The organism is Sutcliffiella sp. NC1 (genome assembly GCF_027594365.1).
GTDB classification, from domain to species: domain Bacteria; phylum Bacillota; class Bacilli; order Bacillales; family Bacillaceae_I; genus Sutcliffiella; species Sutcliffiella cohnii.
In genome coordinates, this window is sequence record NZ_CP115153.1 from 1,843,626 (window position 1) to 1,861,990 (window position 18,365).

15 protein-coding genes are annotated in these 18,365 nt (G+C 36.9%); 12 read left to right on the forward strand and 3 right to left on the reverse strand.

Annotated features, from left to right (window positions below; genetic code table 11):
* Window positions 1-3 precede the first annotated feature (3 nt).
* The 7 genes from O1A01_RS09415 (at window position 4) to O1A01_RS09445 (ending at window position 6,066) form a co-directional block, all read left to right on the forward strand.
* Entirely contained in the window at window positions 4-1,296 is a 1,293-nt protein-coding gene (locus tag O1A01_RS09415; RefSeq protein WP_066415880.1) for a nitroreductase family protein, read from the forward strand.
* Window positions 1,293-3,842 carry a lantibiotic dehydratase gene (locus O1A01_RS09420; RefSeq protein WP_066415879.1) on the forward strand — a complete coding sequence of 850 codons (2,550 nt, stop codon included), beginning with the start codon at window positions 1,293-1,295 and terminating at the stop codon, window positions 3,840-3,842. The genes O1A01_RS09415 and O1A01_RS09420 overlap by 4 nt, the downstream gene beginning before the upstream one ends.
* Before the next feature lie 29 nt (window positions 3,843-3,871).
* Window positions 3,872-4,003: a thiopeptide-type bacteriocin gene (locus O1A01_RS09425; RefSeq protein WP_268874272.1), complete on the forward strand. Its 132-nt coding sequence runs from the start codon at window positions 3,872-3,874 to the stop codon at window positions 4,001-4,003.
* Between the two features lie 40 nt (window positions 4,004-4,043).
* Window positions 4,044-4,172: a thiopeptide-type bacteriocin gene (locus O1A01_RS09430; protein WP_220096663.1), complete on the forward strand. Its 129-nt coding sequence runs from the start codon at window positions 4,044-4,046 to the stop codon at window positions 4,170-4,172.
* A gap of 52 nt (window positions 4,173-4,224) precedes the next feature.
* Window positions 4,225-4,353 carry a thiopeptide-type bacteriocin gene (locus O1A01_RS09435; protein WP_220096664.1) on the forward strand — a complete coding sequence of 43 codons (129 nt, stop codon included), beginning with the start codon at window positions 4,225-4,227 and terminating at the stop codon, window positions 4,351-4,353.
* 52 nt (window positions 4,354-4,405) lie between these two features.
* Complete coding sequence (locus tag O1A01_RS09440; RefSeq protein WP_220096665.1) at window positions 4,406-4,534, forward strand: thiopeptide-type bacteriocin; 129 nt, start codon at window positions 4,406-4,408, stop codon at window positions 4,532-4,534.
* A 119-nt stretch (window positions 4,535-4,653) separates the two neighbouring features.
* Window positions 4,654-6,066, forward strand: coding sequence for an MATE family efflux transporter (locus O1A01_RS09445; protein WP_066411319.1), 1,413 nt, complete (start codon window positions 4,654-4,656; stop codon window positions 6,064-6,066).
* A gap of 94 nt (window positions 6,067-6,160) precedes the next feature.
* Here the strand turns inward: O1A01_RS09445 and O1A01_RS09450 are convergent, their stop codons facing one another.
* Both O1A01_RS09450 and O1A01_RS09455 read right to left on the reverse strand, forming a co-directional pair.
* On the reverse strand, window positions 6,161-7,153 hold the full coding sequence (locus O1A01_RS09450; protein WP_066411316.1) for an EAL domain-containing protein: 993 nt from the start codon (window positions 7,151-7,153) through the stop codon (window positions 6,161-6,163).
* A gap of 959 nt (window positions 7,154-8,112) precedes the next feature.
* Window positions 8,113-9,798, reverse strand: coding sequence for a sulfatase family protein (locus tag O1A01_RS09455; RefSeq protein ID WP_270066085.1), 1,686 nt, complete (start codon window positions 9,796-9,798; stop codon window positions 8,113-8,115).
* 405 nt (window positions 9,799-10,203) lie between these two features.
* Between O1A01_RS09455 and O1A01_RS09460 the strand changes: the two genes are divergently transcribed.
* The gene (locus O1A01_RS09460) at window positions 10,204-11,145 is read left to right on the forward strand and encodes a DMT family transporter (RefSeq protein ID WP_066411314.1); all 942 of its coding nucleotides are present in this window, start codon (window positions 10,204-10,206) and stop codon (window positions 11,143-11,145) included.
* 129 nt (window positions 11,146-11,274) lie between these two features.
* Here the strand turns inward: O1A01_RS09460 and O1A01_RS09465 are convergent, their stop codons facing one another.
* Entirely contained in the window at window positions 11,275-12,012 is a 738-nt protein-coding gene (locus O1A01_RS09465; RefSeq protein WP_066411312.1) for an AAC(3) family N-acetyltransferase, read from the reverse strand.
* Window positions 12,013-12,714: 702 nt separating this feature from the next.
* Here O1A01_RS09465 and O1A01_RS09470 point away from each other — a divergent pair.
* The 4 genes from O1A01_RS09470 to O1A01_RS09485 all read left to right on the forward strand — a co-directional run bounded on the left by O1A01_RS09470 (window position 12,715) and on the right by O1A01_RS09485 (window position 18,355).
* Window positions 12,715-14,079 carry an NAD(P)-dependent oxidoreductase gene (locus O1A01_RS09470; RefSeq protein WP_066411303.1) on the forward strand — a complete coding sequence of 455 codons (1,365 nt, stop codon included), beginning with the start codon at window positions 12,715-12,717 and terminating at the stop codon, window positions 14,077-14,079.
* A gap of 31 nt (window positions 14,080-14,110) precedes the next feature.
* Window positions 14,111-15,394: an NAD-dependent dihydropyrimidine dehydrogenase subunit PreA gene (preA, locus tag O1A01_RS09475; protein WP_066411301.1), complete on the forward strand. Its 1,284-nt coding sequence runs from the start codon at window positions 14,111-14,113 to the stop codon at window positions 15,392-15,394.
* A gap of 30 nt (window positions 15,395-15,424) precedes the next feature.
* The gene (gene hydA, locus O1A01_RS09480; RefSeq protein ID WP_066411299.1) at window positions 15,425-16,819 is read left to right on the forward strand and encodes a dihydropyrimidinase; all 1,395 of its coding nucleotides are present in this window, start codon (window positions 15,425-15,427) and stop codon (window positions 16,817-16,819) included.
* Between the two features lie 231 nt (window positions 16,820-17,050).
* The gene (locus O1A01_RS09485; RefSeq protein ID WP_066411297.1) at window positions 17,051-18,355 is read left to right on the forward strand and encodes a solute carrier family 23 protein; all 1,305 of its coding nucleotides are present in this window, start codon (window positions 17,051-17,053) and stop codon (window positions 18,353-18,355) included.
* Window positions 18,356-18,365: the final 10 nt, after the last annotated feature.

Consider the following 18,365-nt stretch of genomic DNA (forward strand, 5'->3'; position numbering starts at 1 on the left):
GATATGAATAAGATGTGCGAGAACCATGAAACGTTACTTCAAGAACTTGCATACAAATTACTTACAATCGATACTACAGTTAGAAAACCATTATCATTAGAAGAAAAAACGTTAACATACTTCTTGAATCATGCGAAGGAAGAGGATAAGTCGATTGATGTCTTACCACTATTAAAAGGAAAAAAACTTAGCGGAGGAGAAAGCAATCAGCTTGTTAATGTAATAATAAACGTTCTATCCATTGTTCAGCTATACAACCGTATTGATATTTCTAGTTTATATGTTAAGCATAAATCATATCCTTCACCAAGATCTTTATATCCTACGGAAATCTTTATTGTAGACAGTCAAAATGTGATTGGTCAAGATACAAATAAAGTATATCATCTGAATAGTAATACTGTAACGCTAGATCCCTTGGAAACATTGTTAACAGTACTTCATCAACATAATGACCATTATTATTTGACCTTGTACTTAAACTATGATTTTTATAAATTACAACCTTTCTACAATTTTTTGAGAGAATCACTTTGCTATTTAGAACTAGGTCACTTTTTAACTAATTTACAAATAATGAGTGACGTAATAGGAATGAAAATAGAGGTGAAGAACAGTCCCTACGGTATTCAAGTAGGCTTAATGGCCGGAGGAAATACAATCGAAAATGTGATGGAAAATAACTTACTCATATCTCAATGGAGAGAACTTTTTTATAAACGAAATAGTGGTTCTGGATTAAGTGGAATTGTTCCTCTGCAAGTGAAGTTAAGCAAAGAGGCCTTTTTACAATTGTTACAGAGTACTCAAACAATGAAAGAATGCAATTTATTTACAGAATTTTCTGTCAGAGAAGCAATGAAACATATTATGCTGCATTTTACGGTGCAACATGTAAACGGTTTGAAGAAAGGTTGTTATCAGTACGACTTATTAAATGACCGGTTAATAAGACAAGGTATAAGTAAAGAAGAGGAAGGAGCATTATACAGTTATACTGGCACCATTAATTTTACTCATATGCCTCTCATATGTACATTTTCCATCGATTTTGAGCAGCTAGAGAAGCGTTATGGAAAGCATTATTTTCGTTATTCTCAACTGGTTGTAGGAATGATATCCCAATTTTTATTACTGAAAGCAGCTAAATTAGGATTATTCGCTAGGCCTTATAAAAGCTACTTTCAATACGAGGCGGATCAGCAACTGAATACATTAAATGGTACAAGAACATCGCAATATAAAATAATGTTCGGGCTTCAAGCAGATACTATTTTTCAATCAATTACGTTTTGATAAAAAAGGAGGAGGTTATTATTCCGATTGTAAGTCAAGCAAAACTGAATCCTTACCTACTTGTTCGTACGAATAACCAACCTATTCAACATTTGAATAGTATTCTAGAATATAGTTCAGAAATAAGTGAACAGTTTCAAGTATGGATAGAATTAGACGTTTGGTTAGAGTCAAATAAAGAAAAGCTTTGTGAAGATCTCTTTACGATAATCAATCAATCAACCGATCAGACAGAAACAACATTATTGCTAGAATGCAAAAGACAAGTGTTCAATAAGCGAGAAAAAATAATAAAATTAGCGGAGAAGCTTAAAGTAGATATTCACAACAAATTACCGCTACTTATGGAATGGGTCCGAATTTTCAAACAATCTCTTTTGTTGGAGCAAAAAATGAGAATAACGTTTGATGCTTCGCTAAAGGAAAGTCGGTCTGCTTTTAGAAATTTCATGAAAAATGAGTTGTTCTTAAATGCTGTTCTTATGACAGATCAGCATCTATACGAAAATATTAGAAAATATATAGAAAATCCAGAGAAACGAAAATATGAAAAATATGAAGAAAAATACTTAACATATTATACGAGAGCAGTGTTAAAAACAAGCCCTTTCTCCACGTTCACTTCCTTTTCGTTGCAAAAAATGGAAAGGGAAGAAAGTGACGTGAAACCTATCTTTGTTAAAGTTAATAAACAGACTAGTCACCATGAGTTAGATCGTTCAATAGTATTAAGAATCATTGATAAATATTTAGAACTTACGTTTAAAGAACAAACTTATTGTTTAAATCCTAATTACGTCGTTAAAGAAGACTGCATTTTATTTTATATTTTAGTTGACAAGAAGAATCGAAAAATTTATCAGAATACTTTGAAAAAAATTCGAGTCAAACGCTCAGTTTTTTTAGAGGAATTAATACATTTATTTGAATCGAGAACTGGACCAATCCATTATGAAGAGCTTATTACGTACTTAAAAATGTATGTAGGTGATAAAGCATCAAGCATTGCCAATAATTTCATACAAAACAAAATAGTGATTGTTCAACCATCGTTCGATGAACAAACTAGCGATACTGTAGGAGAAATGATTCGCTATGTCGAGTCGTTAGCTAGATCGTTCGATAAAGAGGAGAAGTTATTAAATAGTTTACGGAAATTAAAAAAGAAATTAGAGGATTTAAACGTTTGCTCTATTCAAAATAAATTAGAGTGTATGAGGGAAGTAAAAGAATCGTTAAGTTACATATATACGTTGTTACAGATGGAGTTACCAACGTACAAAACGTATATCAATGAAGATAGTTATCAACCATTGTCACAATCTATTTCAAAAGAGATTCCAGAAAGATTTATAGAGAATGTCGAACGATACACAATTTTTTTGTTAAGCGTGCAAGATACAGAATGTGTTAATCGTGTTGTGAGCAAATGGATTAACGAAGAAGGAAGAATGACTATCCCATTCTATGATTTTTATGAAAAGTACAAAGATCAAATGAAGCAGCTAGAAAGTCATCGGTTTACTATTAATAAAACGTTATATGAAGCCTTGATGAACAAATGTTTCAACTCCACTGAATTCATAATCGATGTAACAGATATAGTAGAAACTCAATTAAAAAGAAGCGAAAACTTAAGCAAATCATTCGATGGCTCCTATTCAATATTTGGTCAACTAACCACAAGGGGAGAATTAATTGTAAATGAAATTAGGTCGGGAAATTACCGCTATTTTTCTAGGTATTTACAATACACACCTGTTTCAGTTAAAGACTTAACTCAACAATACGATCACTTTTTTGAGAATGCGTATGAGATAGGAGACACGTTTGGTTACAACATTAATATTCATCCGCCAATGGTAGAACAGTCGTTATTGTTACAAAGTGATCGAGTGGACAAAGAAAAAACATTATTTCTACGAGACTTATGTGTTAATTGGGATGAAGTGGACCAAAAGGTATACTTTACTGATAAGAAATCTGGCAAAGTCGTAAAGATATACAACAGCTATTTTATGTATGAAGGGTTATTACCTAGACATATTGAGTTTTTATTTAAAATATCAAGTCAGCCTATTCCAACACATAGATTAATTCCTGTAATGATTCAAGTGTATTTGGACGAACATCCAAATGAACATATACTTTACGTGCCTCGCTTACAGTTAGGTGATGTCGTAATGCATAGAAGAAGTTGGATAGTAAGAAGAGGGTATATTCCGGTAAAACAACGGAATGAATCGGATTTTGATTATTTTAAACGGGCGAACGTTTGGCGAAAAGAACATAACATATCTGAACACACATTCGTACGGGTAATAAATCCAAATAGAGAAATTCTTGCTAACCAAAGAAAACCGTTTTTCTTATCATTTACAAGTCCACTATTTTTAAAAACTATCGCCAAACGGTTAGCGGAACAATATACGTACGTTGTGTTTGAAGAAGTGTTGCCTTCGTTGGCAGATGGCGGTACTGAAGGGAAAGAACAAGAAGACTATGTTTCTGAAGTTGTATTCGAAATAGGCAAAAAAGAATCGTGATTCACGATTTCGGTGAAGGAGGTGAAAAAATGGAGATTGAAAAGGTTATGGATTTTGAACTAGAAATCTTTGAAGTAGAAGAAGCAACTGTGATGGAAGAAATGGGAGCATCAATCTTTATCATTGCATGCTGCTCATCCATTGAAATTAAACCGTATTAAAAAGCGTATGCTAATTAACTATTTGAAAGGAGGTGATCATATGGCTCAACTAACAAATGTCGAGGAAGTAGAATTAGAAATCTTTGAAGTAGAAGAAGCGACGGTAATGGAGGAAATGGGGGCATCCATTGGGAAACTGGGTTGTTGTTCATCAATCATTATTAGATAATTATGCATTTGATAATTAATGCAATAACAAACTATTAAAGGAGGAATGAAAAATGAATATGGAACAAAACATGGAGGAAGTAGAATTAGAAATATTTGAAGTAGAAGAAGCAACCGTAATGGAGGAAATGGGGGCATCCATTGGGAAACTGGGTTGTTGTTCATCGATCATTATTAGATAATTATGCATTTGATAATTAATGCAATTACAAACTATCAAAGGAGGAATAAAAAATGAATGTGGAACAAAGCATGGAGGAAGTAGAATTAGAAATTTTTGAAGTAGAAGAAGCAACGGTAATGGAGGAAATGGGAGCATCGATTGGAAAACTGGGTTGTTGTTCATCCATTATTATCCGTTAAGATGTTGTTCGTATTAGAACAACTGGAATCATTTGTCTAATTCACATCATAAGAAATAAACAGATGATAGAGGTTCCTAAAGGGACCTCTATTACACTATAAGGAGGTAGAAGCAGGACATGGTCGATATTACAGATGATAAAGTATGGAAAAATATGTTTAAATTTTCGTTGCCACTAATAGGAATTGGCGTTGTGGGTTTTTTATTAGTTCTAATTGACCTTTTTTGGTTAACACGTCTGCTTCCAGGTGTGGAAGTGATTAGTTCTTTTCGAGTTTCTATGGCAAGTGTAAGTTTTATAGAAAGTATTATTGTTGGAGTTGTTACAGGAGTCGGAGTACTGTTTACTCAATATTATGGTGCAAAGAAATATAAAGAAGCGCAGGATATATTCAATGGAGGAATGATAAGCTTATTAGTATTTGGAGTAGTAGCTAGTATTATCGGTATATTATTACTACCGGTTATTGTGTCATTATTTGGTATCTCAAGTGAAGCGAAAGTATTATCGAAAGATTATTTGCTTATTTTTTTCATTGGATATATCATTATCATTGTTCAAACGTATTTGTTTTATATGGCAAGGAATATGGGGAACTCCCTTTCTGTTCTTAAAGGGTTAATATTTATGGTGCTCCTGAATACAGTGTTCACGCCACTATTAATCTATTTATTTGAATTTCTAGGTTGGGGAGGTATGAAGGGAGCAGCTTCTTCAACTGTACTCTCACATCTATTAGGTGGGATTTATATGTTCTACCTATTTAGAAAAATGTTTCATACATACGATATTAAGATACAACTGCTTAGTTGGAAGAAAATGAATAAGGCATTAATGAAAAAATCAATCCCTCAAGCAATTGCCCAAACGATTAACAGCATCTCATTTAATTTATCAATGTTTTTAGTTATTATTGTTTTGTCATATTACGATGATACTATTTTCATCGCCATTACTTCTGGTCTTTATGTTATCTATATTTTTAACCAAGTAATACTAAATTTCGCCACAGGTCTAATTCCTTTTATCGGACAAAACATCGGAGCGGGAAAATGGGAAAATATACGAAAAGTAATAAAGGTAACCTTCCTTTCAGTTGGCGCGATGTCTGTCTTTTCTGCTATCGTTATTTTCTTTACAAAACCATATGCGCTATATTTCATAACGAATGATCAGCAAATCATTTTATTAGCCTCGCAATTTTTAAATTATTACTTAATTCCATGGATATTAAGTATGTTAACGATGGTTGCAATTTTTACCGTTTCTGGTTCAGGTGACTATAAAGGTTCCCTTTTATTAATCGTTTGGAATATGTACATTTCCGCCTTAATTCCGTTAATAGTTATTCCGAGACTACTATCTAATACAGAAGTAGGTGTATGGATAGCTTACTCCACCTCTGCTATATTAGCATTTATATTTTCATACAGCTATCTATGGATTGGTAAATGGAAAAAGGTCGATCTTATTAACTACAACAGTGAACAACATGAAAAGCTAGGAGAAAAAGCATATGATGCAGGGTAAAACATGGGATGTACCTGTTCCTTCGATAACAGAGAAGTAATGAAGAAAAGCATGAATATGAACGAAGGGACCATATTTCTGTCCCTTCGCCTGCTTAAACATATTTTAAAGGTTTTGGACTCGGTTTTCCAAAATAATAGCCTTGAAACAATTGATAACCGATATCTTTCAACCATTCAAAGTCTTCTTTATTTTCAATTCCTTCAGCTAATGGAATAGAACCTATTTCAAGAGCCTTCTTTAAAAACTTTTCTGCTACCCTTTGCTTTTCCACTGTTTCGGCTACACCTTGTACATATTTTAGGTCCAGTTTCATATAATGTGGCTTTAAATCAGCTAATAGATTAATCGTACTATATCCTTCTCCAACGTCATCTAAAGCGTATTGAAACCCTTTTTCTTTATAGAAAGTTAAAATGGACTTTAAATGATCAATATCATCTACTTTTTCCGTTTCTACTACTTCAAATACAAATTTGGAAGGGTTCAATCCTAAACTGTTCGCTAGATTTACTGTTGATTTCAAACAATATTCTGGAGAATAAATAGAAGTAGGTATAAAGTTAATAAACACCTTTTCATCAACTGCTCTAGAAGCTTTTATCGCATTCAACCTACATACCCGGTCCAAAGCATAAAGTCTTCCTCTTTCTTTTGCTGCACGAAATATATTACTTGGGGAAACAATTTTACCTTCTTCATCGCGGAACCTTGCTAACATTTCATATGCAAATATCTCTTTTTTTGCTGTAATAATTGGTTGAAAGAAAAAGGTAATGAGCTCGTTTTTGATGACATCATCAATCCACTGTTGCTCAAAAATAGCTTCGGCTTCATGGAAACTTTTCCAATTTTGTTCTGATTCTATCCGAAAATAAATATCTCTTTGGTCCATCATATCTTTACTAAAATCGAAAAGCTCCTTTAAAACAGTTTCTTTTATTTTCCATGTATTATTATTCTGGTCGATAGAAGAATGATGATTTTCTAAATAGCTAGTAATTCTCTCCAATATTTTTGAGTTATATTGTCCTTCCATTTTCACCTCAAAATAGATTTCTCCTATCACACAACTTTGACAACCCACACTGTTTCCTCCTACTCTTCTACAACCACACGATTCTTCCCGGTAAACTACCCTTTTAAAAAGGGGCTCAATTTTGAAAAAGAATGCTAGTATTTTAATAGCCCGGTGTTAACTGTTCAAACAATTAAAATAAGACCTAATCATACTGTATTTTCATATATATTTTAAAGCTTTTATTAGTAAATAGTATAGCAAATTCTTCCTCACCATAGCGGGCTAATAATCGCAACATTAATTCGTTTTCATCTGTTATGTTATTAGTATGTAGATTTGCCATATTGGAAAGTTTTTCGCTTAAACTAATGAGAAGTTTGAGAAGGAAGGAATTTAGTGCAAGAGTACAGAATTAAACCTATACTTTGTTACTTTAATGAGAATTAATCTAGGGGGTATTAAATGATGAATAAAAATAAAATAAAAAAATAAACTGGGGTATTTTCATACTCTTATTATTTGTAGGAGTTGTCACAGCAATTCTCACACTCTATGATTTAAATACTAGACCACACACTACTTTTGGTGAGGAGGCACAGTCTCGTATCGAATTGCGCTGGGGCTTACTACATACGATCATTTCAATTGCAATACTAGTCATTTCGACTTCTTTAGCAATAGGGTGGAAACGTCTATTTCCTTTCAACGTACCTGTTGCTATAATAGTGGCTGGTTTTTGTTATGGATTATTTTTTCTTACATTCACAGTTGGATGGGTTGGTATTTAAGGAATAATTGGTTTTTTTATTACTTTCTTAATTGGGATGGTGTTAATAATATCTTATTCGGTTTCCTATCTTATTAAGCGTAGCAAGACCATTAGAGGTTAAGGGTGGAAGGGGGAAAGGAGCCGTCAAGGCTGAGATTCTAATGGACAACGAGGAGACAGGGTTATTATTGTTCACACATTTGCTTACAGAAATGTTAAAAAATGAGTGAATGACTTTCCTGTCCCTCCGTTCACTCTAAACCTTTACTCTAGGATATAACCGTTTCTCCTTAGATTGCTCCTCTAATAATTTCTCCAAAACTTGCTGAATAGTTCTACTTTCTTCTGTTGCAAAGGCTTTATTTGCTAAGTTTCTTTCTTCTAATGGATCTTTCGTTAAGTTATACAGTTCGTATTCGTCTGGGACGGAACTATCCTTTCCATCCGAAAACTGAGGGTTGTCAAAGTAACGAGCATATTTCCAAATTTCTTTTTGGTTGTTTTCTCCTGTTTCTAACTTCGTAATTACTGCTTCAATATGATTCGGCTGAACGACTGATTCGTATGGCTGCCCAGTTACGGTTGTTTGATTTAGTCCTTTTGTAAAATCATCGTCTGTCATGAAATATAACGGCTCCTCAACTCTTGGACATTCTCTATTGCCTTTCACTAGCGATGATAAATCTCTACCAACGAAAGGACGTACTTCCGTATGTGATTTTGTAAGCTTTTTTTGTAGCACATCGACATCTAATCCAGCTAAACCTATTAAAGTAGGTAGTACGTCTACGTGACTAGTTAGTGCATCGGTAGTAGTTCTTTTCGAAAACAGTTTTGGGCTATGGATAATGAGTGGTACATGAATCGATTCTTCATACATGTTATACCATTTTTGATACAGACCACCGTGAGCTCCTAATAGTTCCCCATGGTCTGACGTAAATACCACAATTGTATCTTCATAAAAACAAGACTTTTGAAGTGCTTTAAAAACTTTTAGCATTTCTTGGTCTACCTTCTTTTGAAGACTATAGTACAACTGTCGATAAAATTGGTTGTTCACGATTGGTTGTAATGCTTTTGGGTAGGTGTCCCGGTAACTTGCATGCGCTGTTGGCTTCGTGTCTAACGTTTCGCGAGTAGTTGGTGCTGGTGGAATTTGTGGAAGAGTTGGATCAACTTGAAAATGAAACGTACGCTGGCGAGCAGTTACCACTCCATACAGGGCAATATCATGCGGATTTACTAACGAGCACATAATAAACCACGGTGTTTGGTCTTTTCCTTTAGAAGCTTTCTTCTCTAGAGATTGAATCAATTTCACCGTATCTGCAGCATATACTTCATCTCGTCCCGATAATCCGAAGCGTGCAGACGAAGCAGAATTACGTGGGATTGGTCCATGAGGTTCTGGTCCAATCCAACCGGAAAAACCGTAGGAATCTAGACGATTAGCTTTCTCGTAAAGAGATACCGCATCTTTCGTCGGTGAACCTGTTTTAGCACTATAACTAGCATAAGCATTGTGTGTACCTGGAATTAAAATATCCTCATCTGAAGCATGCCACTTCCCTTTCCAGAACGTTTCATACCCCGCAGCCCGAAAATAATGTCCCATCGTAGGCACGGAGTTCGGATCAAGCCAAAAAACATCCGGATCAAAAGAACCTTTAGCCGCCCCAGTCGTTTGTGTTACTCCGTGCAAGGAAGGATATTGCCCAGTATATAATGTAGTTCTACTCGGAGAGCAAGCTGTGCTTCCAGCGTAATGATTAACAAACTCCATTCCATTCTTCTTTAACAGCTCTTGTGTTACTAGATTTTCTTTACACCATCTCTTTAATCGTGCCGTCTCGTAAATTGACGGAAATCGTTGTTCATCGACCATTAATATAAGAATATTAGGTCGCTTACTATTTGTATTATCTCTTACTACACTCATTCCCTACACCCCTTCATAAAACGGTTCCTTCATTATATGTACCTATTTATAAAGAGTACGTAAATCGCTTCGAATCTTCACGGGGCAAGAGGTGGAAGGGGGGACAAGGAATCTACACAGATATTGGAAATTAAATAAAAGTTATAGTTAAAGAAAATCGATCTATCTCTTAGAGTATGTGGCTACATTAAGATAAAACATTTGCTAGTCTACTTTGGGGTACGAGGATTTCCGTTCCATCTGGTAAGACCGTATACATACAGGCGCACAAGCTGTATCAGAAGCTTGGCTACAGGGAAATTGGCAAAATAGACAAACGTGCAAATTAATAGACGTTATAACTCTAAAAAAATATTCATTTGTAAACGTATTGTGGTATGCTTTACTCGATGAAGGAGGGGAATCATGATTACAGCTTTTTTAGGCATCGGAATAGGATTCGGTTTAGCTGCACAAACAGCCGTAAATTCACAGTTGAGAAAATTTGTTGTTTCCCCCTATTTTGCTTCCATGGTTTCCTTTTTAGTAGGAACGATCTTTTTGGCTATTAGTACATTAATAAGTGGTTCCTCTTTAGGTGTACCTCTATCCTTGTTTACAAGTGAACCGATTTGGATTTGGATTGGTGGTTTTTGTGGTGTCGTTTTTTTAACAACAAATATACAGCTCTTTCCTAAAATAGGAAGTGTTCAAACGACTGTTATGCCGATATTAGGGATTATTGTGATGGGAATGTTTATCGATCATTTCGGCCTGTTTAATTCAATCGTACAGCCTTTCGGTATGAACCGAGTATTCGGTGTGGTTTTTGTATTATTAGGTATTTTCTTAGCTGTTGTATTACCAGAAATCAAAGCTAATCGTCAAGGATCAGATTCTACAGAGGAAAAACAGGTGAACCAATGGAAATGGCGTTTTATTGGAATTGGTGCAGGAATGTTAGTTTCTATACAAGCAGCTGTCAACGGACAGTTAGGTGTAGCTCTTCATTCTTCCTTTCATGCTGCCTTTGTCTCATTTTTAGTTGGTTTTATCACTTTATTATTGATAGTTGGACTAAAGGAGCGAAGTTTTACCAAAATCAAGGAGCCTATTAAGCAATCAGCACCGTGGTGGGTATGGATTGGTGGAGTCATAGGTGGACTATATGTTTTAATTAATGTTTATCTTGTAGGTCAAATAGGTACCGGACAAACAGTAGTTCTAGTGTTGTTCGGTCAAATTGCAGGTAGCCTTTTAGTGGCTCAATTTGGATTATTCAAATCTATAAAAAATCAAATTGAATTAATTCAAGTAGTAGGACTCATTATTATGGTCATTGGTGTTTTTCTAATAAAAATGCTCTAAAAGGAAATTGCATAAAAATAAAGCCCTGTTAGTAGATTGAAATATCGCTAACAGGGCTTATTGGTGACAAGTGTGATGATTGCTATTATCTCTGTTAATTTTTTGCATTGCGCACCAATTTAGTAGAATCTATGAAAATAATGTTGTATTCTCTTCTAGTAAAGGATATAACAAGTCTGTCATTTTTACTGTATCGCAAACCCTAACGGTGGCATCACCAAATTTACCTTTGTACATCGCATTATTATTTAGAAAAACATCTTCTACGCGACCGTATTTTTCAGAAGTGTGACCAATATGTCTTCGTTGTGGTACGACGATTTCCGTTCCATCTGGTAAGACCGTATAAAGCGTTTCGTGTTCTTCCGTCAGTCGACCTGGAATATCAAGCCACTCTTCCACTCCATGAATATACGTACATCTCCGTAAATCGACCCCTAACAACAAAATTGTTGCCTTGTGATCGAGTAATTTCCCCCAAACAGATTCCCTTGCGCATGGCGTATCAAATCTTTCATTTCCTGCAACAAATTCATGAGCTCCTTTTCCTAATGCAGCGACAGAATGCGTGGGATGCCAGGAGCGTACCACACCAGGCCGTTTCCGAAAGAGTTCAGTTAGTACACCAACACATGATGGGGACTCATCGACATAAAACCGTGGATTTTCCGCTTTAATATAGGACCATGTATGAGTAGGTAGAACCAAAAGGCCATTTTTCATATATTCCGATAAAGCATCAAGGACGGTATCTGCGCCACCTTGTACTTGTCCAATACTTTTCATCGACGAATGAACAAGTAATGTTCCATTTTCATCGATACCTAATTGTTTAAGAGACTCGATTAAGTCTTGTTTTGTATACATCTCCATCTACCTTTCTATTATTTCTCTATAGCACTAGAATACCATATTAGTAGTGGGAGTCTAATTATCCTAGGGGGTGGACAAGGGGAGCCGTTAGGGGTAGCTGTCAATGTCGAGAATCTAATGGAGAACGAGGGGACAGGATTTGTTCACACATTCGCTTACAGAAATGTTAAAAAATTTGTGAACGACTTTCCTGTCCCATGTTCACTTCTGGTATCCAGCATTGGAAAAGGGCAGTTGAAATAGGAAGGAACAATCAGTCATGAATTAAACTGTGTATTTTCCATCAACACCACCTACTTTTGTGAATGGGATGGTCAATGCCAAAAAAACAAGTAAAAGCAAAATAGACTTAAAGTTCCTAATATTTTGAAAACTAGTCTCTGTTTTGTCATAAAAGTTAGTAGATGGAACTAATATTAGAATGTAAACGCTTTCTGTATGAACGTTCTTTTATTTGCATTTTAACCATTATCCAGCAGAAGTACCTGCCTGAATAATGGTTAAAACTCTATCGGATGCACGATTTATTTTAGGTAAGTCTTGAGCCAAAAATCAAAGAGTAAGTAAGCAACATCTCAGTGGCGCGTCTTTGTGACCTATACATCATGTGGGTTCAAAAATTGGGCGAATACGCCAATTTGAACTCGAATTGTCTATTGTATGGTGTAAATTTCATTATATAAAGGAGGTAAATCTATGAGTCTATCAAACACAAGAATTTCATATCAAGATTTAAAAAGGAACTTCCATGAAGTAAAACCTGGATTAACGAACCGTGAAGCGATGGAGGAATCGAATCGCTGCCTTTACTGCTATGACGCCCCTTGTATAACTGCATGCCCTACTGGAATTGATATCCCTACCTTCATTAAAAAAATTGCTTCTGGAAATCTAAAAGGATCCGCCAAAACGATTATGACATCCAATCCGATAGGAGCTAGCTGTGCTCGTGTTTGTCCGACAGATGAGCTTTGTGAAGGGGCTTGCGTGTTAAATCATTCTACAAAACCGATTATGATAGGTGATTTACAACGATATGCAACAGACTGGGCGATACGAAATGAACAGGTGCTTTTTAAACCAGGTAACAAAAATGGAAAAACAGTGGCGATTATTGGCGGCGGTCCTGCAGGTCTTTCAGCGGCAAGAGAACTCGGTTTACTTGGCTATGATGTGACGATTTTTGAAGCGGAAGAAAAAGCTGGTGGCTTGAACACATATGGAATTGTCTCCTTTAGACTTCCACAGGAAATTTCTTTTTGGGAAGTAAAGCAAGTAGAAAGCGTAGATGTGAAAATACGGACAAATACGAGAGTGGGGAAGGATGTTACAGTAGATGAAATTTTAGAAAACTTCGATGCCATCATTCTAGCAATTGGAATGTCAAAGGTTCCTCCTCTTCGTATTGATGGGGAAGTATTGGATGGCGTTTACGATGCTATCGAATTTGTAAAAGAAACAAAAACAAAACCAATTACTGATCGTTTCTTAGGAAAACGGGTTGTTGTGATTGGCGCAGGGAATACGGCCATTGATGGAGCGACATGTTCGATACGTTTAGGAGCGGAAAATGTAAAAATCCTTTATCGAAGAACATTAGAAGAAATGACTGCCTATGATTTTGAATATGAATTTGCGAAACAAGATGGTGTTGAATTTAGATGGTTAACAGCTCCTAAGAGAATCATAGGTGACGATCAAGGGCGTGTAAAAGCGATTGAATGCATCAAAATGGAGCTTGGAGAACCGGGTGAGGATGGGAGAAGGCGACCTGTACCAATGAAGGGATCCGAGTTTATTTTGGAGGTAGACGCTGTTATAAAAGCAATTGGTCAAACAAGATATACAGATCTTATCGAGCAATTCGGTCTTGAGCATGACGGTGGAGTGGTGAAAATCAATCAAGAAACACTCCAAACATCGAATAAAAAGGTGTTTGCATGTGGCGACGTTATTTTCGGAAAAGGCCAAGGAGAAGCAATGGTCGTTTCAGCCGCACAACAAGGGAAGGATGCGGCATATTCATTACACAAAGCAATGGTTAGTGCAGTTTCTAAATAAAAAACTTTAATGGCAAAAAGGAGGCGTTTCTATGGCGGATTTACGTATCAATTTAGCAGGAATTGAGTCCCCAAATCCATTTTGGTTGGCTTCTGCACCTCCAACAAATTCAGGATACCAGGTTCAACGTGCATTTGAAGCTGGGTGGGGTGGAGCTGTATGGAAGACATTAGGTGATCCCATTTTAAATGTAACTTCTCGGTTTGGAGCAGTGAGTTTCAATGGACAACGAGTAGCGGGCTTCAACAATATTGAATTAATCTCGGATCGTCCACTAGAAGTTAACTTAAAAGAAATTAAAGAAACAAAAAAGCTATTTCCAAACCATACGATCATTGCCTCACTGATGGTGGAACCAAAACAAGAGAAATGGCATGAAATTGTAAAAAGAGTAGAAGAAGTAGGTGTAGATGGATTAGAACTCAATTTTGGTTGTCCGCATGGCATGGCCGAACGAGGGATGGGTTCCGCATCTGGCCAGGTGCCTTCTCTTGTAGAACAACAAACATACTGGGTAAAAGAGGTTGCTCAAACACCTGTCATTGTTAAACTTACTCCTAATATTACAGATATAACGGCTACTGCAGAGGCTGCTACTAGAGGAGGAGCCGATGCCATCAGTATGATTAACACGATTAATAGTTTAGCGGGTGTCGATCTTGATACGTGGAATACGATCCCGCATGTTGGAGGGAAAGGTGCACATGGGGGATATTGCGGCCCTGCTGTAAAACCGATCGCCCTTAATATGGTAGCTGAATGTGCAAGAAGTCCTCATATTAACATTCCAATTTCAGGAATTGGTGGCATTTCAACTTGGCAGGATGCGGTGGAATATATGCTAATGGGAGCTTCAGGTGTTCAGGTGTGTACGGCAGCTATGCATCATGGCTTTCGAATTGTAGAGGACATGATTGAAGGGCTAGACAATTACTTAGATGAAAAGGGGCTTGCTTCGGTTATGGATATCGTAGGAAAAACCGTTCCGAAGTATTCTGACTGGGGTGACCTAGATCTTAACTATAAAATCGTGGCGCGAATCAATAATGATGTGTGTATAAATTGCAATAAATGCCATATTGCATGCGAGGATACCTCCCATCAGTGTATTGATATGCTAAAGGACGGAAATGGCTACAACATCATAAAGGTTAGAGAAGAAGACTGTGTCGGATGTAACTTATGTTCCATTGTTTGTCCCGTTGAAGGTGCAATTGATATGGTGGAAGTCCCGAGTGGGTTACCTCCAATGACTTGGAATGAACGTCAAGCAGCTCTTGGTGCAGTTAGTTGTAAAACAGACTCAATAAAATAAAGGTTAATAGTTTAAGAAGGAGGATAATGGATGAAAAAGGTTATTAAAAACGGAACCGTTGTAACAGCAACGGATACGTACGAAGCAGATATTCTCGTGGAAAACGGAGTCATTAGCCAAATTGGGCACAATCTTTCGACGGAAGGCGTAGAAACCGTTGATGCAAATGGATGTTATGTATTTCCAGGAGGGATTGATCCTCATACTCATCTAGAAATGCCGTTTGGAGGTACAGTCACGAAGGATGATTTTGAAACGGGAACAATGGCGGCTGCGTTTGGAGGAACAACGACGATTATAGATTTTTGTTTATCCAATAAAGGGGAGCCGCTAAAAGATGCCATACAGACATGGCATCAAAAGTCAAAAGGAAAAGCAGTCATTGATTACGGTTTCCATCTATCGATCGGTGAGGTAACGGATGCTGTATTAAATGAGCTTCCATCCGTGATCGAAAAGGAAGGAATTACATCCTTTAAAGTATTTATGGCCTATAAAAATGTCCTTCAAGCAGATGATGAAACGTTATATAAAACACTCGTTGCGGCGAAAGATTTAGGTGCGCTCGTCATGGTTCATGCAGAGAATGGAGATGTCATCGACTTTCTTGTAAAAAAGGCATTAAGTGAAGGAAAGACCGAACCGATCTACCATGCATTAACTCGACCACAGGAAATCGAAGGGGAGGCTACCGAAAGAGCAGCAACCTTTGCAGGACTTGCGAATTCGCAACTTTATGTAGTCCATGTTTCATGTGCCGATGCCGTACAGGCGATTACAAAAGCTAGAGAAAAGGGCTATGAAGTGTGGGGAGAAACATGCCCACAATATTTAGTTCTGGATCAATCCTATCTAGAAAAGCCAGATTTCGAAGGAGCGAAATACGTTTGGTCACCTCCGCTTCGTGAAAAATGGAACCAAGATGTGTTGTGGAATGCATTACGTACAGGACAGCTTCACACTTTTGGATCGGATCAATGTTCCTTTGATTTTAAAGGACAAAAAGAATTAGGTTTAGGTGACTTCTCGAAAATTCCAAATGGGGGTCCAATGATTGAAGAACGCCTCACCGTTTTATTTTCAGAAGGTGTGAAAAAAGGCAGAATTACGCTAAATCAATTTGTTAATCTAACCTCAACTAGAGTGGCAAAGCTATTTGGATTGTATCCAAAGAAAGGAACAATAGCGGTTGGAGTAGATGCCGATCTTGTCATTTTTGACCCTAACATCGAACGAACAATTTCTGCAGAAACCCACCATATGGCAGTTGATTACAGTGCATTTGAAGGAATGACATTTATAGGGGAACCAGTGTCCGTCCTTTCAAGAGGAGAATTTGTTATCCGTAATAAAGAGTTTGTCGGAAAACAAGGGGCAGGTCAATTTATCAAACGAGCAAAATACGGGGAAACGTATAAAATGTAAAAATACATCGGCAACCTTGTAGTTTATGATCGACGAAGGAGGGAGTAAAGTCTCCTTTCTTCATTAAATAGAGAAGTAAAGCGGCTTTGTAATTCGGAATATTTAAAATAATATTCAGAGAGGGTGTTGTAATTTACACGATTGATTTAAAGATTCCGTTTTTATGGAAAGGGGAGTTTCAACGGGAAGGTAGTGAGACCAAATTTGAAAAAAGTAAAGGGGGATTTGGTAATGAGCAGTGAAGATACGAAGGTTGTACTGGGGATAAACGAGAATCCACCACCAGGTAAGTTTTTCATTTTAAGCATTCAGCATTTGTTTGCCATGTTCGGTGCAACGATCTTAGTTCCGTATCTTGTTGGTTTAAGTCCAGGTGTAGCCCTAATTTCAAGCGGAGTTGGTACCCTTACATTTTTACTTATTACGAAAGGTCAAGTTCCAGCATATGTAGGTTCCTCATTTGCATTTATTGCACCGATTATTGCTGCAACAGCGGCAGATGGTCCTGGTGCAGCGATGATAGGAAGCTTTTTAGCAGGTGTTGTTTATGGGATCGTAGCTTTAGTCATTAAAGCAACTGGCCATAGATGGTTGGTTAAATTACTTCCACCTGTTGTTGTAGGACCAGTTATCATTGTGATTGGACTTAGCCTTGCACCAACAGCGGTTGGTATGGCGATGAATAATTCAGGTGGCGAATATAGCCTCCTTCATTTTACCGTTGCATTGGTGACTTTGGCGATTGTCATTTTAAGTTCAATCTTCCTCAGAGGGTTTTTGAATTTAATTCCAGTATTAATTGGTATTGTTGGAGGATATATCTTTGCTGCTCTTGTTGGCTTAGTTGACCTATCGGGTGTCAAGGCTGCCAAGATTTTCGAAGTACCCGATTTTCTTTTTCCATTTGTTCATTATTCCCCCACAGTAACCCTAAGTATTATTGCACTAATGGTACCTGTTTCAATTGTTACATTATCTGAACATATTGGACATCAAATGGTATTAAGTAAAGTCGTTCATAAAGATTTAATTCAAAGGCCAGGTTTGCACCGTTCGATTATGGGAGACGGATTTGCCACCATGCTAGCCGCATTAATGGGAGGTCCTCCGAATACGACGTATGGTGAAAATATTGGTGTCTTAGCCATTACGAGAGTATTTAGTGTCTTTGTAATCGGTGGGGCAGCTGTGTTTGCTATTCTCTTTGGGTTTATCGGTAAAATTACGGCACTTATTACCTCGATACCAACAGCTGTGATGGGAGGTATATCCCTATTACTATTTGGAATCATTGCTGCTTCTGGATTACGGATGCTCGTTGATAGTAAAGTAGATTTGGGCGATAAACGCAACCTCATCATTTCATCGGTCATTTTAGTGGTTGGAATTGGTGGAGCAATCATGAAATTTACAGCAAACTTTGAAATTCACGGGATGGCCCTGGCAGCAATTTTAGGCGTTTTATTAAATTGGGCTCTACCTGGAGGAAGCGTCGAGGAAGAAATAAATATGTATGAGGCTGAGGTAGAATCGTAATACATCTACA

Bases quoted from the DNA above. Each gene is read 5' to 3' on its own strand.
- O1A01_RS09430 (WP_220096663.1), top strand. From the start codon at position 4,044: ATGGCTCAACTAACAAATGTCGAGGAAGTAGAATTAGAAATCTTTGAA.
- O1A01_RS09440 (WP_220096665.1), top strand. From the start codon at position 4,406: ATGAATGTGGAACAAAGCATGGAGGAAGTAGAATTAGAAATTTTTGAA.
- O1A01_RS09425 (WP_268874272.1), top strand. From the start codon at position 3,872: ATGGAGATTGAAAAGGTTATGGATTTTGAACTAGAAATCTTTGAAGTA.
- O1A01_RS09415 (WP_066415880.1), top strand. From the start codon at position 4: ATGAATAAGATGTGCGAGAACCATGAAACGTTACTTCAAGAACTTGCA.
- preA (WP_066411301.1), top strand. From the start codon at position 14,111: ATGGCGGATTTACGTATCAATTTAGCAGGAATTGAGTCCCCAAATCCA.
- O1A01_RS09465 (WP_066411312.1), bottom strand. From the start codon at position 12,012: ATGTATACAAAACAAGACTTAATCGAGTCTCTTAAACAATTAGGTATC.
- O1A01_RS09485 (WP_066411297.1), top strand. From the start codon at position 17,051: ATGAGCAGTGAAGATACGAAGGTTGTACTGGGGATAAACGAGAATCCA.
- O1A01_RS09455 (WP_270066085.1), bottom strand. From the start codon at position 9,798: ATGAGTGTAGTAAGAGATAATACAAATAGTAAGCGACCTAATATTCTT.
- hydA (WP_066411299.1), top strand. From the start codon at position 15,425: ATGAAAAAGGTTATTAAAAACGGAACCGTTGTAACAGCAACGGATACG.
- O1A01_RS09470 (WP_066411303.1), top strand. From the start codon at position 12,715: ATGAGTCTATCAAACACAAGAATTTCATATCAAGATTTAAAAAGGAAC.
- O1A01_RS09435 (WP_220096664.1), top strand. From the start codon at position 4,225: ATGAATATGGAACAAAACATGGAGGAAGTAGAATTAGAAATATTTGAA.
- O1A01_RS09460 (WP_066411314.1), top strand. From the start codon at position 10,204: ATGATTACAGCTTTTTTAGGCATCGGAATAGGATTCGGTTTAGCTGCA.
- O1A01_RS09445 (WP_066411319.1), top strand. From the start codon at position 4,654: ATGGTCGATATTACAGATGATAAAGTATGGAAAAATATGTTTAAATTT.